Here is a 26,412-nt window from a genome sequence, read left to right on the forward strand (position 1 = left end):
CATGATCGAGCGAACTGTGGACGGTCGTCAGGTCGTCGTGACCCTCGGGCCCGACGACGTCTTCGACGCGATGGTCTGGGGGATGATCTCGCACAACGACGTCCCCCGGGTCGCCGCGGCCTCCCGCGCGACGATCGACGGCACCACCGTGGTGCGCTACGACGTCGAGGGGGCGGTCCCGCTCCTTGCGCTGGCTGACCGTGCGCTGCGCCGCGAGCAGGTCCTGACGCTCGTGGCCGGCGTGATCGACACCCTGCTCGAGGGCGACCGCTACATGATCGACCGCGAGCACTTCGTCGTGACGAGGGAGCACCTGTACGTCGACCCGGAGACGTGCGAGCCGGTCGTGCTGTGCCTGCCCGTGCGCGGGCGTGAGCCCGACGACGTCGCGACCGTCCTTCGGGAGAGCCTGCTCCAGCTCTGGTACGACCGCGAGCAGGACCGGGCCTACGTCGGTGAGCTCGTCGGCGCGTTGACCGCGACGAGCGCGGCGGATCTCGCCGGGCTGTCGCGGGCCATCAAGAATATCGATACACCCCGGCAGGGTGCTGGTGCGCCGTTCGCCCGCGAGGGCGCGCACGGGGGTCCGGTCCGCGCCGTGGATCCCACCGTGGGCGAGGTGCCGGTCACGTACGGCATCGTGCCGGAGGCGGCGGGTCCCGCGGGCCCCGCGGCGCCTCCGGTCGGCTACGGCTATGCCGTGCCCGGCAGCCCGGGAGCGCCTCAGCCCGTGGCGGCGGCACCGTCGGCGCAGGTCGCGCCAGCGGCCTCGACCGCTGACGCGGCCGGGGCACCGACCGGGGCACCGACCAGCGCCTCGACCGGAGCGCCGACCGGGGCGCCGGTAGCGCCACCGAACGGCGAGAAGCCGATGACCCTGCTGTACCTCCTGCAGCACTACTCGCAGGAGAACAAGGCGACCTACGACCGACAGCGCAAGGAGCGTGGCCGACCGGCGAAGGACGGCGCGACGGTCGTGGCCACCGCGCCCGCCGTGCTCCCCCCGGGGTTCCCGAGCGGCCGCGCCGCCGACGCGCCGTTCGACCAGACCTTCCAAGTCGGGTCGGAGGGTATCCGCGCGCACGTCGAGGGCCTCGCCGGGTCCTCTGCGGCGAGCCCGGAGCTCGTCCCCGCGGCGCTGCGTCGGCAGAGCACGGGGGAGGAGCTGCCACTGAACCAGACCGTCATGGTGATCGGACGGCGCCGCTCGCGCGTCGACATCGCGATCAGTGGTGAGACCGTCAGCAAGAATCACGCGACCGTCCTGGGCGACGCTGCCGGCTGGTCGATCACGGACAACGGATCGACCAATGGTGTCGACATCAACGGCTCCTCGATCACTCCCCTCGAGCCGGTGCGGCTGGAAGACGGCGACACGATCGAGATCGGCGACGAGCTCCTGACGTTCGTCGTGCGGCACCCGGCAGGATGGTAGCCAGCGAGCCTTGCCACGGGTCGCCGGGTCGGTTATGCTAGCGCTTTGCGCTGGCCTGTGCCTGCGACCCCGTATAACCCGCGGCACCCGACGTCGTCCCTAGAGCGATGGTCGGGCCTGCGAGGCCGGGGGGTCGCACTCGCCGGGTCGGCTGCAGCTCTCACGAACCGCAGGGAAGGACCCCCCTTGGCTGCCTCGCGCATCCCTACCGCTCCGTCCGCCGATGCGATCGCCAACCGCACCGCGTCCAGGCGTCTCTCCTTCGCCAAGATCCACGAGCCTCTCGAGGTCCCGGACCTCCTCGGTCTGCAGACCGAGAGCTTCGACTGGCTGCTCGGCAACGAGCGCTGGCAGGGCCGCGTCGCGGCCGCGAAGGAGACGGGGCGTCGCGACGTCCCCGAGGCCTCGGGTCTCGAGGAGATCTTCGAAGAGATCTCGCCCATCGAGGACTTCGGTTCCTCGATGTCGCTCTCGTTCTCCAACCACCGCTTCGAGCCGCCCAAGTACTCGGCCGACGAGTGCAAGGAGAAGGACTTCACCTTCGCCGCGCCGCTGTTCGTGACGGCGGAGTTCGTCAACTACAACACCGGTGAGATCAAGAGCCAGACGGTCTTCATGGGCGACTTCCCGCTCATGACGGAGCGCGGCACGTTCATCATCAACGGCACCGAGCGCGTCGTCGTCTCGCAGCTCGTGCGTTCCCCGGGCGTGTACTTCGAGCGGGTGCCGGACAAGACGAGCGACAAGGACATCTTCTCCGCGAAGATCATCCCCTCGCGCGGCGCCTGGCTCGAGTTCGAGATCGACAAGCGCGACGCCGTCGGCGTGCGTGTCGACCGCAAGCGCAAGCAGTCCGTGACCGTCCTGCTCAAGGCCCTCGGCCTGACGGAGTCAGAGATCCGCGAGGAGTTCAAGGACTTCCCCGCCGTGCTCGACACGCTCGAGAAGGACGTCCCGCAGACGCAGGACGAGGCGCTGGTCGACCTCTACCGCAAGATCCGTCCGGGCGAGCCGCCCACGGTCGAGGCCGGTCGCAACCTGCTCGACAACTTCTACTTCAACTCCAAGCGCTACGACCTCGCGAAGGTCGGCCGCTACAAGCTGAACAAGAAGCTCGGCCGCGACGCGGAGCTCTCCGACTCCGTGCTGGGTGTCAGCGACGTCGTCGCGACCATCAAGTACCTCGCCGCGCTGCACGCCGACGTCACGACCCTCCCGGGCACCGCAAACGGTGAGGCCGTCGACGTCCGCGTCGAGACCGACGACATCGACCACTTCGGCAACCGCCGCATCCGCGCCGTGGGCGAGCTCATCCAGAATCAGGTCCGCACGGGCCTGTCCCGGATGGAGCGCGTCGTGCGCGAGCGCATGACGACCCAGGACGTCGAGGCGATCACCCCGCAGACCCTGATCAACATCCGCCCCGTGGTGGCGTCGATCAAGGAGTTCTTCGGCACGTCGCAGCTCTCGCAGTTCATGGACCAGAACAACCCGCTCGCGGGCCTGACGCACAAGCGTCGCCTGTCCGCGCTCGGCCCGGGTGGTCTCTCCCGCGACCGCGCCGGCATGGAGGTCCGTGACGTCCACCCGTCGCACTACGGCCGCATGTGCCCGATCGAGACCCCGGAAGGCCCGAACATCGGCCTGATCGGCTCGCTCGCGTCGTTCGGGCGGATCAACCCGTTCGGCTTCATCGAGACGCCGTACCGCAAGGTCGTCGCCGGCAAGGTGACCGACGAGGTCGTCTACCTCACGGCCGACGACGAGGACCGCTACGTCATCGCCCAGGCGAACCAGTCGCTCAAGGCTGACGGCGGCTTCGCCGACGACCGCGTCCTGGTCCGCACCAAGGGCGGAGAGATCGACTACGTCACCGGCACCGCCGTCGACTACATGGACGTCTCCCCGCGCCAGATGGTCTCCGTGGCCACCGCGCTCATCCCGTTCCTCGAGCACGACGACGCGAACCGCGCCCTCATGGGCGCGAACATGCAGCGTCAGGCCGTCCCGCTGGTCCGCAGCGAGGCGCCGCTGGTCGGCACGGGCATGGAGTGGCGCGCCGCCGTCGACGCCGGTGACGTGGTCGTGGCCACCAAGCCGGGTGTCATCACGGACGTCTCGGCCGACCTCGTGGTCGTCGCCAACGACGACGCGACGACGACGAGCTACCGGATCGCCAAGTTCCGCCGCTCCAACCAGGGCACGAGCTACAACCAGCGCGTGGTGGTCGACGCCGGCCAGCGCGTCGAGGTCGGCTCGGTCCTGGCCGACGGCCCCGCGACGGACGAGGGCGAGCTCGCGCTCGGCCGGAACCTCCTCGTGGCGTTCATGTCCTGGGAGGGCCACAACTACGAGGACGCGATCATCCTGTCGCAGCGCCTCGTGCAGGACGACGTCCTGTCCTCGATCCACATCGAGGAGCACGAGGTCGACGCCCGCGACACGAAGCTCGGCCCTGAGGAGATCACCCGGGACATCCCGAACGTCTCCGAGGAGGTCCTCGCAGACCTGGACGAGCGCGGCATCATCCGCATCGGTGCCGAGGTCGGCGCCGGCGACGTGCTGGTCGGCAAGGTCACGCCCAAGGGTGAGACCGAGCTGACCCCGGAGGAGCGCCTGCTGCGCGCCATCTTCGGCGAGAAGGCCCGCGAGGTCCGCGACACGTCGCTCAAGGTCCCGCACGGCGAGTCCGGCACGGTCATCGGCGTCAAGGAGTTCCGTCGCGAGGACGGCGACGAGCTGCCCGCCGGCGTGAACGAGCTCGTGCGCGTCTACATCGCGCAGCGACGCAAGATCACCGCGGGCGACAAGCTCGCCGGTCGCCACGGCAACAAGGGCGTCATCTCGACGATCCTGCCCGTCGAGGACATGCCCTTCCTCCCGGACGGCACACCGGTGGACATCGTCCTCAACCCGATGGGTGTCCCGGGGCGCATGAACGTCGGTCAGGTGCTCGAGATCCACCTCGGGTGGATCGCGAAGCAGGGCTACGACGTCAAGCTCGCCGAGGGTGACCTCTCGTGGACGAAGTCGATCCCCGAGATCGCCCTCGCGTCCGAGCCCGGCCGCCCGCTGGCGACCCCGGTGTTCGACGGCGTCGAGGAGTCCGCGCTGAACGGCCTCATGGGCGCGACGGTGCCGAACCGTGACGGCGAGCGCATGGTTGGCATGGACGGCAAGGCGCGGCTGTTCGACGGGCGCTCCGGCGAGCCGTTCCCGGACCCCGTGTCGGTCGGCTACATGTACATCCTGAAGCTGCACCACCTGGTCGACGACAAGATCCACGCGCGCTCGACCGGCCCGTACTCGATGATCACCCAGCAGCCGCTCGGTGGTAAGGCGCAGTTCGGTGGTCAGCGGTTCGGTGAGATGGAGGTGTGGGCGCTCGAGGCTTATGGCGCGGCCTACACGCTGCAGGAGCTTCTCACCATCAAGTCGGACGACGTCCCGGGCCGCGTGAAGGTCTACGAGGCCATCGTCAAGGGGGAGAACATCCCCGACTCGGGCATCCCGGAGTCCTTCAAGGTGCTCCTCAAGGAGATGCAGTCGCTGTGCCTGAACGTCGAGGTGCTGTCCAGCGACGGCGTGTCCATCGAGATGCGTGAGTCCGACGACGAGGTGTACCGCGCCGCGGAGGAGCTCGGCATCGACCTGTCCCGCCGCCCCAACGCAGCATCCAGCATCGACGAGATCTGATCTCGGGCCGGCCGCCCACCACGCACCAGCGACGTGGGCGGCCCGGACTGACACCCAGGAGAACTCCACCGCGCCGGCAGGCGGGACCATGATCCCGACCGGCGAACGAAGGAAGTAGGACCACCTTGCTCGACGTCAACGTCTTCGATGAGCTGCGCATCGGCCTGGCCACCGCAGAAGACATCCGCTCTTGGTCACACGGTGAGGTCAAGAAGCCCGAGACCATCAACTACCGCACGCTCAAGCCCGAGAAGGACGGACTCTTCTGCGAGAAGATCTTCGGCCCCACCCGGGATTGGGAGTGCTACTGCGGCAAGTACAAGCGCGTGCGCTTCAAGGGGATCGTCTGCGAGCGTTGTGGCGTGGAGGTCACGCGCTCCAAGGTCCGTCGTGAGCGCATGGGCCACATCGAGCTCGCCGCGCCCGTCACGCACATCTGGTTCTTCAAGGGTGTGCCCTCGCGCCTCGGCTACCTGCTCGACCTCGCCCCGAAGGACCTCGAGAAGGTCATCTACTTCGCGGCGTACATGATCACGTCGGTCGACGAAGCGGGCCGCGCCGAGGACCTCCCCAACCTCCAGAACGAGATCGACCTGGAGAAGAAGGAGATCACCGACCGTCGCGACAACGAGATCGAGACGCGCGCGAAGAAGCTCGAGGAGGACCTCGCCCAGCTCGAGACCGAGGGCGCCCGCGCCGACGCTCGCCGCAAGGTGCGCGACTCCGCGGAGCGCGAGATGGCTCAGCTGCGCAAGCGTGCCGACGCCGAGCTCGACCGCCTCGAGAACGTCTGGGACCGCTTCAAGAACCTCAAGGTCGCTGACCTCGAGGGCGACGAGATGCTGTACCGACAGCTGCAGGACCGCTTCGGCAACTACTTCGAGGGCTCCATGGGTGCCGCTGCGATCCAGCGCCGGCTCCAGGACTTCGACCTCGTCCAGGAGTCCGCGGACCTGCGCGAGATCATCCGCTCGGGCAAGGGCCAGAAGAAGACCCGCGCGCTCAAGCGCCTCAAGGTCGTCAACGCGTTCCTCACCACGACGAACTCGCCGACCGGCATGGTGCTCGACGCCGTGCCCGTGATCCCGCCGGACCTGCGTCCGATGGTCCAGCTCGACGGTGGCCGCTTCGCCACCTCGGACCTGAACGACCTCTACCGCCGCGTGATCAACCGCAACAACCGCCTCAAGCGGCTGCTCGACCTGGGCGCACCCGAGATCATCGTCAACAACGAGAAGCGGATGCTCCAGGAGGCCGTGGACGCACTGTTCGACAACGGTCGTCGTGGACGTCCGGTCACGGGACCGGGCAACCGCCCGCTCAAGTCGATCTCCGACATGCTCAAGGGCAAGCAGGGGCGCTTCCGCCAGAACCTGCTCGGCAAGCGCGTCGACTACTCGGGCCGTTCGGTCATCGTGGTCGGCCCGCAGCTCAAGCTGCACCAGTGCGGTCTGCCCAAGCAGATGGCGCTCGAGCTGTTCAAGCCGTTCGTGATGAAGCGCCTCGTGGACCTGAACCACGCGCAGAACATCAAGAGCGCCAAGCGGATGGTCGAGCGCGCGCGCCCGGTCGTGTGGGACGTGCTCGAAGAGGTCATCACCGAGCACCCCGTGCTGCTCAACCGTGCACCCACGCTGCACCGTCTGGGCATCCAGGCGTTCGAGCCGCAGCTCGTCGAGGGCAAGGCCATCCACCTGCACCCGCTCGTCTGCGCGGCGTTCAACGCGGACTTCGACGGTGACCAGATGGCTGTGCACCTGCCGCTCTCGGCGGAGGCGCAGGCCGAGGCCCGCATCCTGATGCTCTCGAGCAACAACATCCTCAAGCCGTCGGACGGTCGTCCGGTGACCATGCCCTCGCAGGACATGATCATCGGTCTGTACCACCTGACGTCGGACCGCGAGGACGCGCTCGGCGAGGGCCGGAGCTTCTCGTCGGTGTCCGAGGCGATCATGGCGTTCGACCAGGGGTCGCTCGACCTCAACGCGAAGGTCAAGATCCGCATGGACTCCGACTGGGTCCCGCCGGTCGGCTTCGACGCGCCCGAGGGCTGGAGCGAGGGGAAGACCCTGAGCTTCGACACCACGCTCGGCCGTGCGCTGTTCAACGAGACGCTGCCGATCGACTTCCCGTACGAGAACGGCGTCGTCGACAAGAAGCGGCTCTCCGCGATCGTCAACGAGCTGGCGGAGAAGTACCCGAAGGTCGAGGTCGCCGAGTCGCTCGACGCACTCAAGTCCGCGGGCTTCCGCTGGGCGACGCGTTCGGGCGTGACCATCGCGATCTCGGACGTCAACACGCCCGTGGAGAAGGCCGCCATCCTCGAGGAGCACGAGGGTCGCGCTCTCAAGGTTCAGCAGCAGTACGACAAGGGTCTGATCACCGACGACGAGCGCCGTCAGGAGCTCATCGAGATCTGGACCCAGGCCACCGACAAGGTCGCCAAGGTCATGCGCGAGAACTTCGAGTCGCACGCCCGCAACACGGTCTACCGGATGGTCGGTTCGGGTGCCCGTGGTAACTGGATGCAGGTCCGTCAGATCGCCGGTATGCGCGGTCTCGTGGCGAACCCGAAGGGCGAGATCATCCCGCGCCCGATCAAGTCCAACTACCGCGAGGGCCTGTCCGTCCTCGAGTACTTCATCGCGACGCACGGCGCCCGCAAGGGACTGGCGGACACCGCGCTGCGGACCGCCGACTCCGGCTACCTGACCCGTCGTCTGGTGGACGTGTCGCAGGACGTCATCATCCGCGAGGAAGACTGCGGCACGGAGCGCGGTCTGCTCCTGCCCGTGGCCGAGTCCGCGTCGGACGGCAGCCTGTTCCGTCACGACAAGGTCGAGACGAGCATCTACTCGCGTTCCCTGGCCACCACGGTCGAGGTCGACGGTACGGTGCTCGGTCAGCCGGGCGAGGACGTCGGCGACGTCATGATCGACGCGCTCCTGGCCGCGGGCGTCACGGAGGTCAAGGTCCGCTCGGTCCTGACCTGCGAGTCCCGCGTGGGCACGTGCGCCAAGTGCTACGGACGGTCGCTCGCGACCGGCAAGCTCGTCGACATCGGTGAGGCGGTCGGCATCATCGCCGCCCAGTCCATCGGTGAGCCGGGCACGCAGCTGACCATGCGTACGTTCCACACCGGTGGTGTGGCCTCCGCGGACGACATCACGCAGGGTCTGCCCCGCGTGACGGAGCTCTTCGAGGCCCGCACCCCCAAGGGCGAGGCCCCGATCGCGGAGTTCTCCGGGAAGATCAAGATCGAGGACAGCGAGCGTTCGCGTCGCCTCATCCTCGAGCCGGACGACGGCTCGGAGGAGATCCCGTACCAGGTCACCAAGCGCGCGCGTCTGCTCGTCGCGGACGGCGAGCACGTCGAGGTGGGCACCCAGCTCGTCCAGGGCGCCGTGGACCCCAAGAAGGTCCTGCGCATCCTCGGGCGTCGGGAGACCCAGAAGCACCTCGTCGACCAGGTTCAGGAGACCTACAAGTCGCAGGGTGTGGACATCCACGACAAGCACATCGAGGTCATCGTGCGTCAGATGCTTCGCCGCATCACGGTGCTCGACTCGGGTGACACGGGTCTGCTGCCCGGCGAGCTCGCCGAGCAAGGCCGGTTCGAGGACGCCAACCGCCGTGCGGTCGCCGAGGGCGGTCAGCCGGCCTCGGGTCGTCCGGAGCTCATGGGCATCACGAAGGCGTCGCTCGCGACCGACTCGTGGCTGTCCGCGGCCTCCTTCCAGGAGACCACCCGCGTGCTCACGGAGGCTGCCATGAGCGGCCGTCGTGACCCGCTGCTGGGCCTGAAGGAGAACGTCATCCTCGGTAAGCTCATCCCCGCCGGAACCGGTATGCCGCGCTACCGCGACGTGCAGGTCGAGCCGACCGAGCAGGCCAAGGCGGAGCTCTTCCCGAGCTTCGGCTACGACGAGATCGACTTCCCGACCCTGGGCATGGGCTCGGGCGACGCGATCCGTCTGGACGACATCGACTTCGGCGACTACCGCTGACGTCGCGCCCGCGAGGCCCGCGTCCTGCTCCGGCAGGGCGCGGGCCTCGCGCGTTCGGGCGCGACGCACGTCACGTGCGCCGGTGCCCCAGCTCCTTTGACTCACCCCCGTACGGCGAGTAGCCTAGGAAACTGTGCCCGCGCCGTCGGACACTGCCGTGCTCGATATGTACGTCGTTCGTTCGACGCCACGCATCGCGCGGTGCACGTGCAGCCCTCCCCGGGCAGTCCGTGCGGACGACGGCCGGCGGGTATTCCAGCGAGATCGTCCCTGCCTCACCGCCGGGAGGACCGACCTGGACCATCGAGCCGGTGGTAGTTGGCGCTCTCGCACGCATCGTCGTGCGAGGTTCTCGCGCCGATGCTGGCGGCCCGAGACAGACCACACAACCGGGGGTCGAGCACGACAGGCCCCGACAGCTCGAGTAGACAACGGAGACGCAGTGCCCACGATCCAGCAGCTCGTCCGCAAGGGGCGGACGTCCAAGGTCGGGAAGTCCAAGACCCCGGCCCTCAAGGGCTCCCCGCAGCGACGCGGTGTGTGCACCCGCGTCTACACCACCACCCCCAAGAAGCCGAACTCGGCGCTGCGCAAGGTCGCCCGTGTGCGCCTGTCCAGCCAGATCGAGGTCACGGCGTACATCCCCGGCGTCGGCCACAACCTGCAGGAGCACTCGATCGTGCTCGTGCGCGGCGGTCGTGTGAAGGACCTCCCGGGTGTGCGCTACAAGATCGTCCGCGGCGCTCTCGACACCCAGGGTGTCAAGAACCGCAAGCAGGCTCGCAGCCGCTACGGTGCGAAGAAGGAGAAGCGCTAATGCCTCGCAAGGGTCCGGCCCCGAAGCGGCCGCTCATCGTCGACCCGGTCTACGGATCGCCCGTCGTCACGCAGCTCATCAACAAGGTCCTCCTCGACGGCAAGAAGTCGACGGCCGAGGCGATCGTCTACGGCGCCCTCGAGGGCGTCCGCGCCAAGGTCGACGGTGACCCCGTGGCCGTCCTGAAGCGCGCGCTGGACAACGTCCGCCCCGCGCTCGAGGTCCGTTCGCGCCGCGTCGGCGGTGCCACGTACCAGGTGCCCGTCGAGGTTCGCCCGACCCGCTCGCAGACCCTCGCGCTGCGCTGGCTCACCGACTTCTCGCGCGCCCGCCGCGAGAAGACGATGACCGAGCGCCTCATGAACGAGATCCTCGACGCCTCCAACGGCCTCGGTGCCGCGGTCAAGCGCCGTGAGGACATGCACAAGATGGCCGAGTCGAACAAGGCCTTCGCGCACTACCGCTGGTAGTACCGCTCCGGTGCCCCGCCTCACCGGCGGGGCACCGCCCGGGCGCGAGCCCGACTCTCTTGCTTCCCACCACCCAAAGGGGATAACCCGTGGCACTTGACGTGCTGACCGACCTGAACAAGGTCCGCAACATCGGCATCATGGCCCACATCGATGCCGGCAAGACGACGACCACCGAGCGGATCCTGTTCTACACCGGGGTCAACTACAAGATCGGTGAGACGCACGACGGCGCCTCCACGATGGACTGGATGGAGCAGGAGCAGGAGCGCGGCATCACCATCACGTCCGCCGCGACGACGTGCTACTGGCACGACAACCAGATCAACATCATCGACACCCCCGGCCACGTGGACTTCACGGTCGAGGTCGAGCGCTCGCTGCGCGTCCTCGACGGCGCCGTCGCCGTCTTCGACGGCAAGGAGGGCGTCGAGCCCCAGTCGGAGACCGTCTGGCGCCAGGCCGACAAGTACAACGTCCCCCGCATCTGCTTCGTCAACAAGATGGACAAGCTCGGCGCGGACTTCTACTTCACGGTCGACACGATCATCAACCGCCTCAAGGCCAAGCCGCTGGTCATCCAGCTCCCCATCGGCTCGGAGAGCGAGTTCACCGGTGTCGTGGACCTGCTCGAGCAGAAGGCCCTCGTCTGGCACGGCGAGACCAAGCTCGGCGAGGCCTATGACGTCGAGGAGATCCCGGCCGACCTGGTCGAGAAGGCCGCGCAGTACCGCGCCGAGCTGATCGAGGCCGTCTCCGAGGCCGACGACGAGCTGCTCGAGAAGTACCTTGCGGGCGAAGAGCTGACGATCGCCGAGATCAAGGCCGGCATCCGCAAGCTCGTCATCGCGGGCGAGGCGTTCCCGGTCCTGTGCGGCTCGGCGTTCAAGAACAAGGGCGTCCAGCCCATGCTCGACGCCGTCATCGACTACCTCCCGTCGCCGCTCGACGTCCCCTCGATCGAGGGCCTCGACGTCAAGGACGAGTCGATCACGATCGAGCGTCACCCCGACTCGACCGAGCCGTTCTCCGCGCTCGCGTTCAAGGTCGCGACGCACCCGTTCTTCGGCAAGCTGACGTACGTACGCGTGTACTCCGGCAAGGTCGCGCAGGGCGCGCAGGTGCTCAACTCGACCAAGGGCAAGAAGGAGCGCATCGGCAAGCTGTTCCAGATGCACTCCAACAAGGAGAACCCGGTCGACGACGCCACCGCCGGACACATCTACGCCTTCATCGGCCTCAAGGACGTCACCACGGGTGACACCCTGTGCGACCCGGCCAACCCGGTCGTCCTGGAGTCGATGACCTTCCCCGAGCCCGTCATCGACGTGGCCATCGAGCCCAAGACGAAGGCCGACCAGGAGAAGCTCTCGGTCGCCATCCAGAAGCTCGCTGAGGAAGACCCGACGTTCCGTGTCAAGCTCGACGAGGAGACCGGCCAGACCGTCATCGGCGGCATGGGCGAGCTCCACCTCGACATCCTCGTCGACCGCATGCGGCGCGAGTTCAAGGTCGAGGCGAACGTCGGCAAGCCGCAGGTGGCCTACCGCGAGACGATCCGCCGCGCTGCGGAGAAGATCGACTACACGCACAAGAAGCAGACCGGTGGTTCGGGTCAGTTCGCCAAGGTCCAGGTGACCTTCGAGCCGCTCGACACGTCCGAGGGCGAGCTCTACGAGTTCGTCAACGCCGTCACCGGTGGTCGTATCCCGCGTGAGTACATCCCCAGCGTCGACGCGGGCATCCAGTCCGCGATGCAGCTCGGTGTCGTCGCCGGCTTCCCCCTCGTGGGCGTCAAGGCGACGCTCATCGACGGCGCCTACCACGACGTCGACTCCTCGGAGATGGCGTTCAAGATTGCCGGCTCGATGGTCCTCAAGGAGGGCATCAAGCGGGCAGACCCGGTTATCCTCGAGCCGGTGATGGCGGTTGAGGTGCGTACGCCCGAGGAGTACATGGGCGACGTCATCGGCGACATCAACTCACGTCGTGGCATGATCCAGTCCATGGAGGACGCCACGGGTGTGAAGGTTGTTCGCGCTCAAGTACCGTTGTCCGAGATGTTCGGGTACATCGGCGACCTGCGGTCCAAGACCCAGGGCCGTGCTGTGTACTCGATGCAGTTCGACAGCTACTCCGAGGTCCCTCGGAACGTTGCCGAAGAGATCATCAAGAAGACCCGGGGCGAGTGAGTCCCCACAGGTCGACCCCCTAGTAACAACAATCAACCTGTAGCGACCCGCACGCCCGGCAGGTGCTCAGCCCACGCGGTGAGAGCATCCTGCATCGTTCGGCACAACTACCCAAGTCCCAGGAGGACCCCAGTGGCGAAGGCCAAGTTCGAGCGGAACAAGCCGCACGTCAACATCGGCACCATCGGTCACGTCGACCACGGCAAGACGACGCTGACGGCGGCGATCTCCAAGGTGCTGCACGACCGGTTCCCGGACGTGAACCCTGAGTTCAAGTTCGACGAGATCGACAAGGCGCCCGAAGAGAAGCAGCGCGGCATCACGATCAACATCGCGCACATCGAGTACGAGACCGACAAGCGCCACTACGCGCACGTCGACGCGCCCGGTCACGCCGACTACATCAAGAACATGATCACGGGTGCCGCCCAGATGGACGGTGCGATCCTCGTCGTCGCCGCCACCGACGGCCCCATGGCGCAGACGCGCGAGCACGTCCTCCTGGCCCGCCAGGTCGGCGTCCCCTACCTCCTCGTCGCCCTGAACAAGGCCGACATGGTGGAGGACGAGGAAATCCTCGAGCTCGTCGAGATGGAGGTGCGCGAGCTCCTCTCCGCACAGGGCTTCGACGGCGACAACGCGCCCGTCGTGCGCGTCTCGGGCCTCAAGGCGCTCGAGGGCGACGCCCAGTGGACGCAGTCCGTCGCGGACCTCATGGACGCTGTCGACGAGAACGTCCCGGACCCCGTCCGCGACCTCGACAAGCCGTTCCTGATGCCGATCGAGGACGTCTTCACGATCACCGGTCGTGGCACCGTCGTCACCGGCAAGGTCGACCGTGGAACCCTCACGGTCAACTCCGAGGTCGAGATCGTCGGCATCCGTGCCGCGCAGAAGACCACGGTCACGGGCATCGAGACGTTCCACAAGTCGATGGACGAGGCGCAGGCTGGCGACAACACCGGCCTCCTGCTCCGCGGCATCAAGCGCGAGGACGTCGAGCGTGGTCAGGTCGTCGTGAAGCCGGGTTCCATCACCCCGCACACGAACTTCGAGGCTCGCGTCTACATCCTGGCGAAGGACGAGGGTGGGCGTCACAACCCGTTCTACTCGAACTACCGCCCGCAGTTCTACTTCCGCACCACGGACGTCACCGGCGTCATCACGCTGCCCGAGGGCACCGAGATGGTCATGCCCGGCGACAACACGGAGATGTCGGTCGAGCTGATCCAGCCGATCGCCATGGAAGAGGGCCTCGGCTTCGCCATCCGCGAGGGTGGCCGTACGGTCGGATCGGGCCAGGTCACCAAGATCCTCAAGTGATCTGACCCGCAGGACTCGCTGAGCCGCTCCCCGGAGCGACCAGCACGAGGGGCTCGGCGCCCGTCCGGTGCCGAGCCCCTCACCATGCCGGCCGCAGCCGATTGCCATTTGGCTGTGCGCGTGGCAGACTACTGAGGTTGCCTGTTACGGGCGCGTTCATTCATGTGACGAACAGTGTGTTGATCCGCGAGCACTCGCGAGGCAGCTCTCTGTGCGTGACAGATCGAGCGCCTCGCGGAGCCCCGCTCCTCGCAGGCGAGCAGACGTTGTGATCGGACACACGGCGGGCCCCACGGGCTCGCGAGCGGTCCCTCACATATCCAACGGCCCAGCACCGTCATGGTGCATGCGCCGGAGCAGGTCGCACATTGCGACACGCCCGAGCGCGGGGGTCGGACAATTAGCGGTTCGAGAGAGAGAGTCAGACGACGCCATGGCGGGACAGAAGATCCGCATCCGGCTCAAGTCCTACGACCACGAGGTCATCGACAGTTCGGCGCGCCAGATCGTCGACAAGGTGACGAGCGCTGGTGCGACGGTCGTGGGCCCGGTGCCGCTGCCGACGGAGAAGAACGTCTTCGTCGTCATCAGGTCGCCTCACAAGTACAAGGACAGCCGCGAGCACTTCGAGATGCGCACGCACAAGCGCCTCATCGACATCATCGATCCCACGCCGAAGGCCGTCGACGCGCTCATGCGCCTCGACCTGCCTGCGGACGTGAACATCGAGATCAAGCTCTGAGCGGGGAGGAGAACACAGAATGTCTACCCCGAACCAGAACGACAGGCCCGTGACTGCGGCGCTCGGCACCAAGCTGGGCATGACGCAGGTCTGGGACGAGTCCGGTCGTGTCGTGCCGGTGACCGTGGTCGCCGTCGGCACCAACGTGATCACCCAGGTCCGCACGACTGACGTCGACGGCTACACGGCGGTCCAGCTGGCCTACGGCCAGATCGACCCCCGCAAGGTCACGCTGCCGCTCAAGGGCCACTTCGAGAAGGCCGGCGTCACGCCGCGTCGTCACGTCGCCGAGGTCCGCACGTCGAACGCCGCCGACTTCACGCTCGGCCAGGAGATCACCGCTGCGGTGTTCGAGGCCGGCGCGATGGTCGACGTCTCCGGGACGACCAAGGGCAAGGGCACCGCTGGTGTCATGAAGCGCCACGGTTTCCACGGCGTCGGCGCCTCGCACGGTGCGCACCGCAACCACCGCAAGCCCGGCTCGATCGGTGGGGCCTCGACCCCGTCGCGCGTGTTCAAGGGCATGAAGATGGCCGGCCGCATGGGTCACGACCGCAAGACCGTCCAGAACCTGACCGTTCACGCGGTCGACGCCGAGAAGGGCCTGCTGCTCGTCAAGGGCGCGGTTCCCGGTCCCAAGGGCGGCGTCGTCCTCGTGCGTAGCGCCGTGAAGGAGGCGTGAGCCAACCATGGCCGAGACGCTGACTGTTGACGTCATCGACACCACGGGGAAGAAGGCCGGCACTGCCGAGCTTCCCGCCGAGGTGTTCGACGTCCAGACGAACATTCCACTCATCCACCAGGTCGTCGTCGCGCAGCTCGCTGCCGCCCGCCAGGGCACCCACGACACCAAGAGCCGCGGCGAGGTCCGCGGTGGTGGACGCAAGCCCTGGAAGCAGAAGGGCACCGGTCGTGCCCGTCAGGGCTCCACGCGCGCTCCCCACTTCGCTGGTGGTGGCGTGGTGCACGGCCCGACCCCGCGCGACTACTCGCAGCGCACCCCCAAGAAGATGAAGGCGGCCGCCCTGCGCGGAGCCCTCTCCGACCGGGCGCGCGCTGGCCGCGTGCACGTGGTGACCGGCTTCGGTGTCGACGGCAAGCCGTCGACGAAGCAGGCCCTCACGTCGCTCGCGAACCTCGCACCGCGTCGCAAGGTCCTCGTCGTGCTCGAGCGTGGTGACGAGGTCACCGCCACGTCGCTGCGCAACGCCGCCGAGGTCCACCTGCTGGTCGCCGACCAGCTGAACACCTACGACGTGCTGATCTCCGACGACGTGGTCTTCACCCAGGGCGCCCTCGAGGCGTTCCTCGCCGGTCCCGCCAAGGGCGCGTCGGCGAAGGCTGTCGCCTCGTCCGCCGAGGTCACTGAGGAGGACGCGAAGTGAGCCAGCTGCAGAAGAACCCGCGCGACATCATCTTCGCGCCGGTCGTCTCCGAGAAGAGCTACGGCCTGCTCGACCAGGGAAAGTACACCTTCCTCGTCGACCCCCGGGCCAACAAGACCGAGATCAAGCTCGCGATCGAGAAGATCTTCGACGTGAAGGTCGACTCGGTCAACACGCTCAACCGCCCGGGCAAGTCCCGGCGCACGAAGTTCGGGATTGGTAAGCGCAAGGACACCAAGCGTGCGATCGTCTCCCTCCGCGAGGGTTCGATCGACGTCTTCGGCGGCCCGGTCGGCTGACGCCGGCGTTAAGCAGATTGAGGACAGATCCCCATGGGAATCCGTAAGTACAAGCCGACGACACCGGGTCGCCGCGGCGCCAGCGTCGCCGACTTCGTCGAGATCACGCGCTCGGTGCCGGAGAAGTCGCTGGTCCGCCCGCTGACGAAGACCGGCGGTCGTAACAACACCGGGCGCATCACCACCCGTCACAAGGGTGGTGGCCACAAGCGTGCCTACCGCGTCATCGACTTCCGTCGCCACGACAAGGACGGCGTGCCCGCCAAGGTCGCGCACATCGAGTACGACCCCAACCGCACGGCGCGCATCGCGCTCCTGCACTACGCGGACGGCGAGAAGCGCTACATCATCGCGCCGAACAAGCTGAAGCAGGGCGACCGCATCGAGGCAGGCGCCGGGGCTGACATCAAGCCCGGCAACAACCTGCCGCTGCGCAACATCCCCACCGGTACCGTCATCCACGCGATCGAGCTCCGCCCCGGCGGCGGCGCGAAGATCGCGCGCTCGGCCGGTGTGTCGGTGCAGCTCGTCGCCAAGGACGGTCCCTACGCCCAGCTGCGTATGCCGTCCGGCGAGATCCGCAACGTGGACGCCCGCTGCCGTGCCACGGTCGGCGAGGTCGGCAACGCCGAGCAGTCCAACATCAACTGGGGCAAGGCCGGCCGCATGCGCTGGAAGGGCAAGCGCCCGACCGTCCGTGGTGTGGTCATGAACCCGATCGACCACCCGCACGGTGGTGGTGAGGGCAAGACCTCCGGTGGACGTCACCCGGTGAGCCCGTGGGGCAAGCCCGAGGGCCGCACCCGCCGTCCCAACAAGCCGAGCGACCAGCTGATCGTCCGGCGCCGTCGTACTGGCAAGAAGCGCTGATAAGGAGCCTGACAGATGCCACGCAGCCTGAAGAAGGGCCCCTTCGTCGACGGACACCTCCAGAAGAAGGTGGACGTCCAGAACGAGAAGGGGACCAAGAACGTCATCAAGACCTGGTCCCGTCGGTCGGTCATCACCCCCGACTTCCTCGGTCACACTTTCGCCGTGCACGACGGCCGCAAGCACACTCCGGTGTTCGTCACCGAGTCGATGGTCGGCCACAAGCTCGGAGAATTTGCTCCTACGCGGACTTTCCGCGGGCACGTGAAGGACGACAAGAAGGGTAGAAGGCGATGAGCGAGACTGCTCAGAAGCGGCCGAACCCGCGGCGGGCTCACCTCCTCGGTGACGCCCCCGGAGACCTGGCCGTCGCGCGCTTCGTGCGCGCCACGCCGCAGAAGGTCCGCCGAGTGGTGGACCTGGTCCGTGGCAAGAGCGTCGACGAGGCTCTGCTGATCCTGAAGTTCGCCCCGCAGGCGGCCTCCGAGATCGTCTACAAGCTCATCGACTCTGCTGCCGCGAACGCGGTCACGAACGGGAACCTCGTCCGCGAGAAGCTCGTCGTGACCCAGCTGTTCGTCGACGAGGGTCCGACGCTCAAGCGGTTCCGCCCTCGTGCGCAGGGCCGGGCCAGCCAGATCCTCAAGCGGACGAGCCACATCACCGTCGTGGTCGAGCCGCGCGAAGACACGAAGGGAAGGGCCCGATAGTGGGACAGAAGGTTCACCCGCTTGGGTACCGCCTCGGCATCACCACCGACCACCGGTCGCGTTGGTTCGCCGACAGCACCAAGCCTGGTCAGCGCTACCGCGACTACGTGGGCGAGGACGTCAAGATCCGCAAGCTGATGTCGACGGGCCTCGAGCGCGCCGGCATCTCCAAGGTCGAGATCGAGCGCACCCGTGACCGCGTCCGCGTGGACATCCACACGGCGCGCCCGGGCATCGTCATCGGTCGCCGCGGCGCCGAGGCCGACCGCATCCGCGGCGAGCTCGAGAAGCTCACGGGCAAGCAGGTGCAGCTCAACATCCTCGAGGTCAAGAACGCTGAGATCGACGCTCAGCTCGTGGCCCAGGGGATCGCCGAGCAGCTCGCGAGCCGTGTCTCGTTCCGCCGCGCCATGCGCAAGGGCATGCAGTCCGCGCAGCGCGCCGGCGCCAAGGGCATCCGTGTCCAGTGCTCCGGTCGTCTGGGCGGTGCCGAGATGAGCCGTAGCGAGTTCTACCGCGAGGGTCGTGTGCCGCTGCACACGCTGCGCGCGAACATCGACTACGGGTTCTTCGAGGCCCGCACGACGTTCGGTCGCATCGGTGTCAAGGTCTGGATCTACAAGGGCGACATGACGGAGAAGGAGTTTGCTCGCGAGCAGGCCACCCAGGCTCCGCGTCGTGGCCCGCGCTCCGACCGCTCGGACCGTCCCGCCCGTGGCGGCGCCGGCGCTGGACGTCGTAACGACCGTCCGACCGAGTCGCCCGCCACGCCGGAGCAGTCCGCTCCTGCAGCGCCGGCCGCTCCCGCGGTCGCCGAGCCCGGAACGGAGGCCTGAGCAATGTTGATCCCGCGCAGGCTCAAGCACCGCAAGCAGCACCACCCCGGGCGCTCCGGCGCCGCCACGGGTGGCACCTCGATCGCGTTCGGTGAGTACGGCATCCAGGCTCTCGAGCCCGCCTACGTCACCAACCGTCAGATCGAGTCCGCGCGTATCGCGATGACGCGTCACATCAAGCGTGGTGGAAAGGTGTGGATCAACATCTACCCCGACCGCCCGCTGACCAAGAAGCCCGCCGAGACCCGCATGGGTTCCGGTAAGGGTTCCCCCGAGTGGTGGATCGCCAACGTCAAGCCCGGCCGGATCGTCTTCGAGCTGGCCGGTGTCGACGAGGCCCTGGCCCGTGAGGCCATGCGTCGTGCGATGCACAAGCTCCCGATGAAGTGCCGTTTCGTGGTGCGCGAGGGTGGTGCGAACTGATGGCTATCGGAACCAAGGACCTTGCCGTCACCGAGCTGGACGGTTACGACAACGACCGCCTGGCTGCTGAGCTGGACAAGGCCAAGCAGGAGCTCTTCAACCTGCGTTTCCAGGCGGCGACCGGCCAGCTCGAGAGCCACGGCCGTCTCAAGGCCGTGCGCCGCGACATCGCTCGGATCTACACGATCCTGCGTGAGCGCGAGCTCGGTATCCGTACTGCCCCGAGCGCGAGTGAGTGAGGCTTCCAATGAGCGAGAACGTGAGCGCGCAGGCAGCTGCCGCAGAGGCTGGGGACGTGCGTAACAACCGCAAGGTTCGTCGCGGATACGTCGTCAGTGACAAGATGGACAAGACCGTCGTGGTCGAGGTCGAGGACCGCGTCAAGCACCCGCTGTACGGCAAGGTCATCCGCCGCACCAGCAAGGTCAAGGCCCATGACGAGCAGAACAGCGCCGGCATCGGCGACCTGGTCGTCATCATGGAGACCCGCCCGCTGTCCGCTACCAAGCGGTGGCGTCTGGTGGAGATCGTGGAGAAGGCCAAGTAGTACCTCTTCGTAGGGGAGCGGGTCCGTCGGCCTCGCCCACGGGCCCGCAACCCCCCGAAGTTCCGTAGCTATCCGTTCGGCAAGGCTCGCGCGTGCGAGAACCGGCTCGACGACAGGAGTTCAGTAAATGATCCAGCAGGAGTCGCGACTTCGCGTCGCCGACAACACGGGCGCCAAGGAAATCTTGTGCATCCGCGTTCTCGGTGGCTCGGGCCGTCGCTACGCCGGAATCGGCGACACCATCGTCGCTACCGTCAAGGATGCGATCCCTGGCGGGAACGTCAAGAAGGGCGACGTCGTCAAGGCTGTCATCGTCCGTACCGTCAAGGAGCGGCGACGCCCGGACGGTTCCTACATCAAGTTCGACGAGAACGCGGCCGTGATCCTCAAGAACGACGGCGAGCCCCGTGGCACGCGCATCTTCGGCCCGGTGGGCCGAGAGCTGCGTGACAAGCGCTTCATGAAGATCATCTCGCTGGCTCCGGAGGTGATCTGACATGGCGAAGATCAAGAAGGGTGACCTGGTCATCCGTATCTCGGGTCCGCGCGACGAGCGCGGCAAGACGGGCCGCGTGCTCGAGGTCCTCAAGGACTCGAACCGCGTCATCGTCGAGGGCCTGAACCGGGTCACCAAGCACACCAAGGCCGGTCAGTCGGCTCGTGGCACGCGCACCGGTGGGGTCGAGGTCGTCGAGGCCCCGATCCACATCAGCAACGTGCAGCTGTACGACAAGGACGCGAAGCGCGGCAAGCGCATCGGCGCCCGCGTCGAGCAGGTCGAGCGTGACGGCCGCACCCGCAACGTGCGCGTGCGCGTGACGCGTGGCCACGGCGAGCCCGAGAAGGACATCTGATGAGCACCGAGACCGCTACCCAGCCCCGGCTCAAGAGCCGTTTCGCCGCCGAGATCCTCCCGGGCATGCTCGAGGAGTTCGGCTACGCGAACGTCAACGAGGCCCCGCGTCTGACCAAGATCGTGGTCAACATGGGTGTCGGCGACGCCGCGAAGGACTCGAAGCTGATCGAGGGCGCCATCCGCGACCTCACGGCGATCACCGGCCAGAAGCCGCAGGTCACCAAGGCCCGCAAGTCCATTGCGCAGTTCAAGCTGCGTGAGGGCATGCCGATCGGCGCTCACGTGACGCTGCGCGGCGACCGCATGTGGGAGTTCGCGGACCGTCTGCTGTCGGTCGCGCTGCCCCGCATCCGTGACTTCCGCGGCCTCTCGGCCAAGCAGTTCGACGGTCACGGCAACTACACCTTCGGTCTCAACGAGCAGTCGATGTTCTACGAGATCGACCCGGACAAGATCGACCGGGTGCGCGGTATGGACATCACCGTCGTGACGACCGCGAAGACCGACGACGAGGGCCGTTCGCTGCTGCGTCGCCTCGGCTTCCCCTTCAAGGAGAACTGACATGGCTAAGAAGGCCCTGATCAACAAGGCGGCCGCCAAGCCCAAGTTCGCGGTGCGCGCCTACACCCGGTGCCAGAAGTGCGGTCGCCCGCACTCGGTCTACCGCAAGTTCGGCCTCTGCCGCATCTGCGTCCGTGAGATGGCCCACCGTGGTGAGCTTCCCGGCGTCACCAAGAGCAGCTGGTAACAACTACGTCGCAGGTCCGTTCGTCCCCGCGACGGACGGATACCCCGGCGAGGAAGGGCTGAAGCCCAGATGACCATGACCGACCCCATTGCAGACATGCTTACGCGTCTGCGCAACGCGAACTCAGCGCACCACGACACGGTCTCCATGCCGTTCTCGAAGCTGAAGTCGCACATCGCTGAGATCCTGCAGGCCGAGGGCTACATCACCGGCTGGTCTGTCGAGGACGCGACGGTGGGCCAGACGCTCACCATCGAGCTCAAGTACGGCCAGAACCGCGAGCGTGCCCTTGCTGGCATCAAGCGCGTGTCGAAGCCCGGACTGCGCGTGTACGCGAAGTCCACCAACCTGCCCAAGGTCCTGGGCGGACTCGGCGTGGCGATCCTGTCCACGTCGTCGGGCCTCCTGACGTCTCAGGCGGCTGCAAAGAAGGGCGTGGGTGGGGAAGTCCTCGCCTACGTCTGGTAATCGGAAACGGAGAGGAGAACACAATGTCGCGTATTGGCAAGCTTCCCGTCCCGGTTCCCGCAGGCGTGGACGTCACCATCAGCGGTGCACTCGTGACCGTCAAGGGGCCCAAGGGCTCCCTCGAGCACACGGTGCCCGCCCCCATCCAGGTCGCTCGTGACGAGGACGGGGCCCTCGCGGTCACGCGCCCCGACGACGAGCGCGCCTCCCGTGCGCTGCACGGACTCACCCGCACGCTCCTCGCGAACATCGTCACCGGTGTGACCGAGGGCTACGAGAAGAAGCTCGAGATCGTCGGCACCGGTTACCGCGTCGCCGCGAAGGGCTCCGACCTGGAGTTCGCGCTCGGCTTCAGCCACCCCGTGGTCGTCACGCCGCCCGCCGGCATCTCGTTCGCCGTCGAGTCGCCCACCAAGTTCTCGGTGAGCGGCATCGACAAGCAGCAGGTCGGCGAGGTCGCCGCGAACATCCGCAAGATTCGCAAGCCCGAGCCGTACAAGGGCAAGGGCGTGCGCTACGCGGGCGAGAACGTCCGCCGCAAGGCCGGAAAGGCTGGTAAGTGACCATGGCTGTCAAGATTCTGGGCAAGGGCAAGGCAGTTGCCCGCCAGCGCCGTCACCTGCGTCTGCGCAAGAAGGTCACCGGCACCGCCGTGCGTCCCCGCCTCGTCGTGACCCGCTCCGCGCGGCACATGACGGCGCAGGTCGTGGACGACACCGTCGGCCGCACGCTGGTCTCGGCGTCGACCCTCGAGGCCGACCTCCGCGCGATGGACGGCGACAAGAGCACGAAGGCCCGCAAGGTCGGCGAGCTCGTCGCCGAGCGCGCCAAGGCTGCCGGCGTCGACACCGTCGTGTTCGACCGCGGCGGCAACAAGTACCACGGCCGGGTGGCAGCAGTCGCCGACGGGGCCCGCGAAGGCGGGTTGACCCTGTGACGATGCGAGCTACCTCCGCACGGAAGCAAAGGACGAACTGATGGCTGCAGGGCAGCGCAGCAGCACCGGCGCCCCCACGGGCGGCGCCACGAACGAGCAGAACGACCGTCAGGGCGGACGTCAGGGCGGCCGCGACGGTCGTCGCGACAACCGCCGGGACGCAGCCGAGAAGAGCGCGTTCCTGGAGCGCGTCGTCACGATCAACCGTGTGTCGAAGGTCGTCAAGGGCGGTCGGCGCTTCAGCTTCACCGCGCTCGTCGTCGTCGGCGACGGTGACGGCACGGTGGGCGTCGGCTACGGCAAGGCCAAGGAAGTTCCCGCGGCCATCGCCAAGGGTGTCGAGGAGGCCAAGAAGAACTTCTTCAAGGTTCCGCGCATCCAGGGCACCGTCCCGCACCCCATCCAGGGTGAGGCAGCAGCCGGCGTGGTCTTCCTGCGTCCCGCGGTTCCCGGTACCGGTGTCATCGCCGGTGGTCCGGTCCGCGCGGTCCTCGAGTGCGCCGGCATCCACGACGTCCTCTCGAAGTCGCTTGGGTCCTCCAACGCGATCAACATCGTGCACGCGACCGTGGCCGCGCTGCGCGGGCTGGAGCAGCCTGAGGCTGTCGCCGCCCGTCGTGGCCTGCCGCTCGAGCACGTCGCCCCGGCGGCGCTGCTGCGTGCACAGGCCGCCGGTAAGGCGCAGGCAGCTGAGGTAGGTGCGTGATGGCTCGTCTCAAGGTGACCCAGACCAAGTCCGCCATCGGCGGCAAGCAGAATCAGCGCGACACGCTGCGGACCCTGGGCCTCAAGCGGATCGGTGACACCGCCGTGAAGGAGGACCGTCCCGAGATCCGCGGCATGGTCGCAACGGTGGCGCACCTCGTCGCCGTCGAGGAGGTCGAGTGATCATGGCTGAGAAGAAGAACGTCGACGAGACCGTCGACGCACCCGCGAAGAAGGCGCCGGCCAAGAAGGCCGCCGCGAGCAAGGCGACCAGCACGGCCGCCGAGGCCAAGGCTCCGAAGAAGGCCGCTCCCAAGAAGAGCGCCGCCAAGGAGACCGCGACCGAGGCGTCCGCTACGAAGCCTGCCGCCAAGGCGACGACGTCGTCGGGCACGTCCCGCACGCCGTCGAGCAAGCCCGCGCAGCAGACCGAGGGTGCCGGCGGCATCCTCAAGGTGCACCACCTGCGTCCGGCTCCCGGCGCCAAGACCGCCAAGACCCGCGTGGGTCGTGGTGAGGCGTCGAAGGGCAAGACGGCAGGCCGCGGTACCAAGGGCACCAAGGCTCGCAACCAGGTCTCGGCCGGGTTCGAGGGTGGCCAGATGCCGCTGCACATGCGTCTGCCGAAGCTTCGCGGCTTCAAGAACCCGTTCCGCACCGAGTACCAGGTCGTCAACCTGGACAAGCTCTCGGCGCTCTACCCCGACGGTGGCACGGTCACGATCGACGACCTCGTCACCAAGGGCGCGGTCCGCAAGGGCCAGCTCGTCAAGGTCCTCGGGACCGGCGAGCTGAACGTCAAGCTCGACGTCACCGTCGACGCGATCTCCGGCTCGGCCAAGGACAAGATCCAGGCCGCTGGCGGGACCGTCTCCGACAGCTGACGCACACAGACGAGGCCGGGTGCATCACGCCCCGGCCTCGTCTGCGTATACCCACCCGCTGGGTCGCCCGACGACCGGACGCCAGCAGCCAGACAAAATCGCGCTAGAGTGCGCAGGGCGATCGCCTTGATCGCTCGCCGTACGGTCGCGCAGACGCGACGACGACACACCCGCCTCCGCGCGGGCAGGAGGAACAGGTGCTTGGCGCATTCGGACGGGCATTCCGCACACCTGACCTGCGGAAGAAGTTGCTCTTCACCATCGCCATCATGGTCATCTTCCGGATCGGGTCGTTCATCCCGGCTCCCGGGGTCGACTACCGGGCGATCCAGGACTACACGCTTCCCGACAACGACATCCTCGGGCTGATCAACCTCTTCAGCGGTGGAGCACTGCTCCAGCTGTCGATCTTCGCGCTCGGCATCATGCCGTACATCACGGCGAGCATCATCGTGCAGCTGCTGCGCGTGGTCATCCCGCGCTTCGAGGCCCTCCACAAGGAGGGCCAGTCCGGCACCGCGAAACTGACCCAGTACACCCGGTACCTGACCATCGGCCTGGGCCTGCTGCAGGCGACGACGATCGTGACGCTCGCGCGCACCGGACAGCTCCTGCCCGGGCTCGACCCGATCGTGAACGACTCGCCGTGGACCGCCTTCCTCATCATCCTCACGATGACCGCGGGTACCTCCGTGATCATGTGGCTGGGCGAGATGATCACCGAGCGCGGCGTCGGCAACGGCATGTCGCTCCTGATCTTCACCTCGATCGCGGCGTCGTTCCCGACCGCCCTCGGGTCGATCCTCGGCTCGAACGACGGGCTGCAGAAGTTCATCATCGTGATGCTGATGATCGTGGTCGTGATCGGGCTGATCGTGTTCGTCGAGCAGTCGCAGCGTCGGATCCCGGTCCAGTACGCCAAGCGGATGGTCGGTCGGAAGATGTACGGCGGCACGAGCACCTACATCCCGATCAAGATCAACATCGCGGGCGTGATCCCGGTGATCTTCGCGTCGTCGATCCTCGCGATCCCGACGATGGCCGCCGGCTTCGGCGAGGCCACCGACGGCTGGGTGCAGTGGGTCCAGCGGAACCTCGCCGACCCGGGCGCACCGCTGTACATCGTGTTCTTCCTCGTGATGATCATCTTCTTCGCGTTCTTCTACACCGCCATCACGTTCAACCCGGACGAGGTCGCGGACAACATGAAGAAGTACGGCGGGTTCGTGCCCGGCATCCGCGCGGGCCGGCCGACAGCCGAGTACCTCGACTACGTGATCACCCGCATCACGTCGGCGGGTGCGATCTACCTCGCCCTCGTGGCGCTGATCCCGACGCTGCTGTTCGTCGTGCTCGGGATCTCGACCAACATCCCGTTCGGCGGGACGTCGATCATCATCATCGTGGGCGTCGGCCTCGAGACCGTGAAGCAGATCGACTCCCAGCTCCAGCAGCGGCACTACGAAGGATTCCTCAAGTGAGCGCACGTCTCGTCCTCCTCGGTCCTCCCGGAGCAGGGAAGGGCACCCAGGCCGCTCGGCTCTCCGAAGCGCTCGGGGTGCCGGCGATCTCCACCGGTGACCTCTTCCGCGCGAACATCAAGGGCCGCACCGAGCTCGGTGTGCTCGTGCAGGAGTACACCGCCAAGGGCGAGCTCGTCCCCGACTCGGTGACGAACGCGATGGTGCGGGACCGGCTGGCGCAGGACGACGTCCGCGACGGCTTCCTGCTCGACGGCTACCCGCGGAACGTCGCGCAGGTGCTCGAGCTCGACACGATCCTCGCCGACCTCGGTCTCTCGCTCGACGGCGCCGTCGAGATCACGGCGGACTCCGAGGTCGTCGTCGAACGGCTCCTCGGCCGTGCTGCGCTCGAAGGGCGCGAGGACGACACCGAGGACGTCATCCGGCACCGCCTGGATGTCTACGCCGCCCAGACCGCGCCGGTGAGCGGCGTCTACGCCGAGCGCGGCGCGCTCGTGCAGGTGGACGGCATCGGTGAGGTCGACGCGGTGACCGAGCGCCTGACCGCGGCCATCGCCACGCTGCGGCGCTGAGCCGGG

General features: G+C 67.4%; 30 protein-coding genes. All 30 read left to right on the plus strand.

All coding sequences use genetic code 11. The annotated features are described in order from the left end of the window. Position 1 precedes the first annotated feature (1 nt). The 30 genes from BMZ30_RS02015 (at position 2) to BMZ30_RS02160 (ending at position 26,406) form a co-directional block, all read left to right on the plus strand. Positions 2 to 1,435, plus strand: coding sequence for an FHA domain-containing protein (locus tag BMZ30_RS02015; protein WP_177191249.1), 1,434 nt, complete (start codon positions 2 to 4; stop codon positions 1,433 to 1,435). 186 nt (positions 1,436 to 1,621) lie between these two features. Then, complete coding sequence (gene rpoB / locus BMZ30_RS02020; protein ID WP_093374588.1) at positions 1,622 to 5,131, plus strand: DNA-directed RNA polymerase subunit beta; 3,510 nt, start codon at positions 1,622 to 1,624, stop codon at positions 5,129 to 5,131. 125 nt (positions 5,132 to 5,256) lie between these two features. Then, on the plus strand, positions 5,257 to 9,138 hold the full coding sequence (locus BMZ30_RS02025) for a DNA-directed RNA polymerase subunit beta' (protein WP_093374590.1): 3,882 nt from the start codon (positions 5,257 to 5,259) through the stop codon (positions 9,136 to 9,138). A gap of 442 nt (positions 9,139 to 9,580) precedes the next feature. Next, a complete protein-coding gene (gene rpsL / locus BMZ30_RS02030; protein ID WP_093374592.1) occupies positions 9,581 to 9,955 on the plus strand; it encodes a 30S ribosomal protein S12 in 375 nt (124 codons plus the stop codon). Then, a complete protein-coding gene (gene rpsG / locus BMZ30_RS02035; protein ID WP_093374594.1) occupies positions 9,955 to 10,425 on the plus strand; it encodes a 30S ribosomal protein S7 in 471 nt (156 codons plus the stop codon). Before rpsL ends, rpsG begins: the two co-directional genes overlap by 1 nt. A gap of 89 nt (positions 10,426 to 10,514) precedes the next feature. Then, the gene (gene fusA, locus BMZ30_RS02040) at positions 10,515 to 12,617 is read left to right on the plus strand and encodes an elongation factor G (RefSeq protein WP_093374596.1); all 2,103 of its coding nucleotides are present in this window, start codon (positions 10,515 to 10,517) and stop codon (positions 12,615 to 12,617) included. 132 nt (positions 12,618 to 12,749) lie between these two features. Further along, on the plus strand, positions 12,750 to 13,940 hold the full coding sequence (gene tuf / locus BMZ30_RS02045; RefSeq protein ID WP_093374598.1) for an elongation factor Tu: 1,191 nt from the start codon (positions 12,750 to 12,752) through the stop codon (positions 13,938 to 13,940). 433 nt (positions 13,941 to 14,373) lie between these two features. Then, positions 14,374 to 14,682, plus strand: coding sequence for a 30S ribosomal protein S10 (rpsJ, locus tag BMZ30_RS02050; protein ID WP_093374600.1), 309 nt, complete (start codon positions 14,374 to 14,376; stop codon positions 14,680 to 14,682). 19 nt (positions 14,683 to 14,701) lie between these two features. Continuing rightward, the gene (gene rplC / locus BMZ30_RS02055) at positions 14,702 to 15,364 is read left to right on the plus strand and encodes a 50S ribosomal protein L3 (RefSeq protein ID WP_093374602.1); all 663 of its coding nucleotides are present in this window, start codon (positions 14,702 to 14,704) and stop codon (positions 15,362 to 15,364) included. 7 nt (positions 15,365 to 15,371) lie between these two features. After that, entirely contained in the window at positions 15,372 to 16,067 is a 696-nt protein-coding gene (rplD, locus tag BMZ30_RS02060; RefSeq protein ID WP_093374604.1) for a 50S ribosomal protein L4, read from the plus strand. Beyond that, complete coding sequence (gene rplW / locus BMZ30_RS02065; protein WP_093374606.1) at positions 16,064 to 16,366, plus strand: 50S ribosomal protein L23; 303 nt, start codon at positions 16,064 to 16,066, stop codon at positions 16,364 to 16,366. The genes rplD and rplW overlap by 4 nt, the downstream gene beginning before the upstream one ends. Before the next feature lie 33 nt (positions 16,367 to 16,399). Further along, positions 16,400 to 17,236: a 50S ribosomal protein L2 gene (gene rplB / locus BMZ30_RS02070; protein WP_093374607.1), complete on the plus strand. Its 837-nt coding sequence runs from the start codon at positions 16,400 to 16,402 to the stop codon at positions 17,234 to 17,236. A gap of 15 nt (positions 17,237 to 17,251) precedes the next feature. Beyond that, positions 17,252 to 17,533, plus strand: coding sequence for a 30S ribosomal protein S19 (rpsS, locus tag BMZ30_RS02075; RefSeq protein ID WP_012867940.1), 282 nt, complete (start codon positions 17,252 to 17,254; stop codon positions 17,531 to 17,533). Beyond that, a complete protein-coding gene (rplV, locus tag BMZ30_RS02080; RefSeq protein ID WP_093374609.1) occupies positions 17,530 to 17,946 on the plus strand; it encodes a 50S ribosomal protein L22 in 417 nt (138 codons plus the stop codon). Before rpsS ends, rplV begins: the two co-directional genes overlap by 4 nt. After that, positions 17,946 to 18,782 carry a 30S ribosomal protein S3 gene (gene rpsC, locus BMZ30_RS02085; RefSeq protein WP_093374611.1) on the plus strand — a complete coding sequence of 279 codons (837 nt, stop codon included), beginning with the start codon at positions 17,946 to 17,948 and terminating at the stop codon, positions 18,780 to 18,782. The genes rplV and rpsC overlap by 1 nt, the downstream gene beginning before the upstream one ends. A 3-nt stretch (positions 18,783 to 18,785) precedes the next feature. Beyond that, positions 18,786 to 19,205, plus strand: coding sequence for a 50S ribosomal protein L16 (gene rplP / locus BMZ30_RS02090; RefSeq protein WP_093374613.1), 420 nt, complete (start codon positions 18,786 to 18,788; stop codon positions 19,203 to 19,205). Then, positions 19,205 to 19,444: a 50S ribosomal protein L29 gene (gene rpmC / locus BMZ30_RS02095; protein ID WP_093374615.1), complete on the plus strand. Its 240-nt coding sequence runs from the start codon at positions 19,205 to 19,207 to the stop codon at positions 19,442 to 19,444. Before rplP ends, rpmC begins: the two co-directional genes overlap by 1 nt. 8 nt (positions 19,445 to 19,452) lie before the next feature. Further along, entirely contained in the window at positions 19,453 to 19,752 is a 300-nt protein-coding gene (gene rpsQ / locus BMZ30_RS02100; RefSeq protein ID WP_093374616.1) for a 30S ribosomal protein S17, read from the plus strand. Between the two features lie 127 nt (positions 19,753 to 19,879). Further along, positions 19,880 to 20,248 (plus strand): 50S ribosomal protein L14, encoded by a 369-nt coding sequence (gene rplN, locus BMZ30_RS02105; protein WP_093374618.1) that lies wholly within the window; start codon positions 19,880 to 19,882, stop codon positions 20,246 to 20,248. A gap of 1 nt (position 20,249) precedes the next feature. Next, a complete protein-coding gene (gene rplX, locus BMZ30_RS02110) occupies positions 20,250 to 20,606 on the plus strand; it encodes a 50S ribosomal protein L24 (RefSeq protein ID WP_093374620.1) in 357 nt (118 codons plus the stop codon). Next, positions 20,606 to 21,169, plus strand: coding sequence for a 50S ribosomal protein L5 (rplE, locus tag BMZ30_RS02115; protein WP_093374622.1), 564 nt, complete (start codon positions 20,606 to 20,608; stop codon positions 21,167 to 21,169). The genes rplX and rplE overlap by 1 nt, the downstream gene beginning before the upstream one ends. Position 21,170: 1 nt before the next feature. Next, on the plus strand, positions 21,171 to 21,356 hold the full coding sequence (locus BMZ30_RS02120; protein ID WP_021480434.1) for a type Z 30S ribosomal protein S14: 186 nt from the start codon (positions 21,171 to 21,173) through the stop codon (positions 21,354 to 21,356). Between the two features lie 69 nt (positions 21,357 to 21,425). Beyond that, complete coding sequence (gene rpsH, locus BMZ30_RS02125) at positions 21,426 to 21,824, plus strand: 30S ribosomal protein S8 (RefSeq protein WP_093374624.1); 399 nt, start codon at positions 21,426 to 21,428, stop codon at positions 21,822 to 21,824. A gap of 23 nt (positions 21,825 to 21,847) precedes the next feature. Further along, positions 21,848 to 22,387 (plus strand): 50S ribosomal protein L6, encoded by a 540-nt coding sequence (rplF, locus tag BMZ30_RS02130; protein ID WP_093374626.1) that lies wholly within the window; start codon positions 21,848 to 21,850, stop codon positions 22,385 to 22,387. A 2-nt stretch (positions 22,388 to 22,389) separates the two neighbouring features. Next, the gene (gene rplR / locus BMZ30_RS02135; protein WP_093374628.1) at positions 22,390 to 22,761 is read left to right on the plus strand and encodes a 50S ribosomal protein L18; all 372 of its coding nucleotides are present in this window, start codon (positions 22,390 to 22,392) and stop codon (positions 22,759 to 22,761) included. A gap of 40 nt (positions 22,762 to 22,801) precedes the next feature. Next, positions 22,802 to 23,467 carry a 30S ribosomal protein S5 gene (rpsE, locus tag BMZ30_RS02140; RefSeq protein WP_093374630.1) on the plus strand — a complete coding sequence of 222 codons (666 nt, stop codon included), beginning with the start codon at positions 22,802 to 22,804 and terminating at the stop codon, positions 23,465 to 23,467. Then, positions 23,467 to 23,649 carry a 50S ribosomal protein L30 gene (gene rpmD / locus BMZ30_RS02145; protein WP_030151924.1) on the plus strand — a complete coding sequence of 61 codons (183 nt, stop codon included), beginning with the start codon at positions 23,467 to 23,469 and terminating at the stop codon, positions 23,647 to 23,649. The genes rpsE and rpmD overlap by 1 nt, the downstream gene beginning before the upstream one ends. A 2-nt stretch (positions 23,650 to 23,651) precedes the next feature. Continuing rightward, positions 23,652 to 24,350, plus strand: coding sequence for a 50S ribosomal protein L15 (gene rplO, locus BMZ30_RS02150; RefSeq protein WP_093375653.1), 699 nt, complete (start codon positions 23,652 to 23,654; stop codon positions 24,348 to 24,350). A 197-nt stretch (positions 24,351 to 24,547) separates the two neighbouring features. Further along, entirely contained in the window at positions 24,548 to 25,831 is a 1,284-nt protein-coding gene (gene secY, locus BMZ30_RS02155) for a preprotein translocase subunit SecY (protein ID WP_093374632.1), read from the plus strand. Next, positions 25,828 to 26,406: an adenylate kinase gene (locus BMZ30_RS02160; protein WP_093374634.1), complete on the plus strand. Its 579-nt coding sequence runs from the start codon at positions 25,828 to 25,830 to the stop codon at positions 26,404 to 26,406. The genes secY and BMZ30_RS02160 overlap by 4 nt, the downstream gene beginning before the upstream one ends. Positions 26,407 to 26,412 lie beyond the last annotated feature (6 nt).

It is taken from the genome of Flavimobilis marinus, from assembly GCF_900113055.1.
GTDB classification, from domain to species: domain Bacteria; phylum Actinomycetota; class Actinomycetes; order Actinomycetales; family Cellulomonadaceae; genus Flavimobilis; species Flavimobilis marinus.

Excerpts from the sequence above, each read along its gene's own strand:
- rpsG (WP_093374594.1), top strand. The coding sequence starts at position 9,955 with ATGCCTCGCAAGGGTCCGGCCCCGAAGCGGCCGCTCATCGTCGACCCG.
- BMZ30_RS02015 (WP_177191249.1), top strand. The coding sequence starts at position 2 with ATGATCGAGCGAACTGTGGACGGTCGTCAGGTCGTCGTGACCCTCGGG.
- rpsQ (WP_093374616.1), top strand. The coding sequence starts at position 19,453 with ATGAGCGAGAACGTGAGCGCGCAGGCAGCTGCCGCAGAGGCTGGGGAC.
- rpsJ (WP_093374600.1), top strand. The coding sequence starts at position 14,374 with ATGGCGGGACAGAAGATCCGCATCCGGCTCAAGTCCTACGACCACGAG.
- rplO (WP_093375653.1), top strand. The coding sequence starts at position 23,652 with ATGGCTGAGAAGAAGAACGTCGACGAGACCGTCGACGCACCCGCGAAG.
- rplP (WP_093374613.1), top strand. The coding sequence starts at position 18,786 with ATGTTGATCCCGCGCAGGCTCAAGCACCGCAAGCAGCACCACCCCGGG.
- rplB (WP_093374607.1), top strand. The coding sequence starts at position 16,400 with ATGGGAATCCGTAAGTACAAGCCGACGACACCGGGTCGCCGCGGCGCC.
- rpsH (WP_093374624.1), top strand. The coding sequence starts at position 21,426 with ATGACCATGACCGACCCCATTGCAGACATGCTTACGCGTCTGCGCAAC.
- rplF (WP_093374626.1), top strand. The coding sequence starts at position 21,848 with ATGTCGCGTATTGGCAAGCTTCCCGTCCCGGTTCCCGCAGGCGTGGAC.
- rplD (WP_093374604.1), top strand. The coding sequence starts at position 15,372 with ATGGCCGAGACGCTGACTGTTGACGTCATCGACACCACGGGGAAGAAG.
- rpsS (WP_012867940.1), top strand. The coding sequence starts at position 17,252 with ATGCCACGCAGCCTGAAGAAGGGCCCCTTCGTCGACGGACACCTCCAG.
- rplV (WP_093374609.1), top strand. The coding sequence starts at position 17,530 with ATGAGCGAGACTGCTCAGAAGCGGCCGAACCCGCGGCGGGCTCACCTC.
- rpmC (WP_093374615.1), top strand. The coding sequence starts at position 19,205 with ATGGCTATCGGAACCAAGGACCTTGCCGTCACCGAGCTGGACGGTTAC.
- rplC (WP_093374602.1), top strand. The coding sequence starts at position 14,702 with ATGTCTACCCCGAACCAGAACGACAGGCCCGTGACTGCGGCGCTCGGC.
- rplX (WP_093374620.1), top strand. The coding sequence starts at position 20,250 with ATGGCGAAGATCAAGAAGGGTGACCTGGTCATCCGTATCTCGGGTCCG.
- rpsE (WP_093374630.1), top strand. The coding sequence starts at position 22,802 with ATGGCTGCAGGGCAGCGCAGCAGCACCGGCGCCCCCACGGGCGGCGCC.
- BMZ30_RS02120 (WP_021480434.1), top strand. The coding sequence starts at position 21,171 with ATGGCTAAGAAGGCCCTGATCAACAAGGCGGCCGCCAAGCCCAAGTTC.
- rplE (WP_093374622.1), top strand. The coding sequence starts at position 20,606 with ATGAGCACCGAGACCGCTACCCAGCCCCGGCTCAAGAGCCGTTTCGCC.
- rplN (WP_093374618.1), top strand. The coding sequence starts at position 19,880 with ATGATCCAGCAGGAGTCGCGACTTCGCGTCGCCGACAACACGGGCGCC.
- rplR (WP_093374628.1), top strand. The coding sequence starts at position 22,390 with ATGGCTGTCAAGATTCTGGGCAAGGGCAAGGCAGTTGCCCGCCAGCGC.
- rpmD (WP_030151924.1), top strand. The coding sequence starts at position 23,467 with ATGGCTCGTCTCAAGGTGACCCAGACCAAGTCCGCCATCGGCGGCAAG.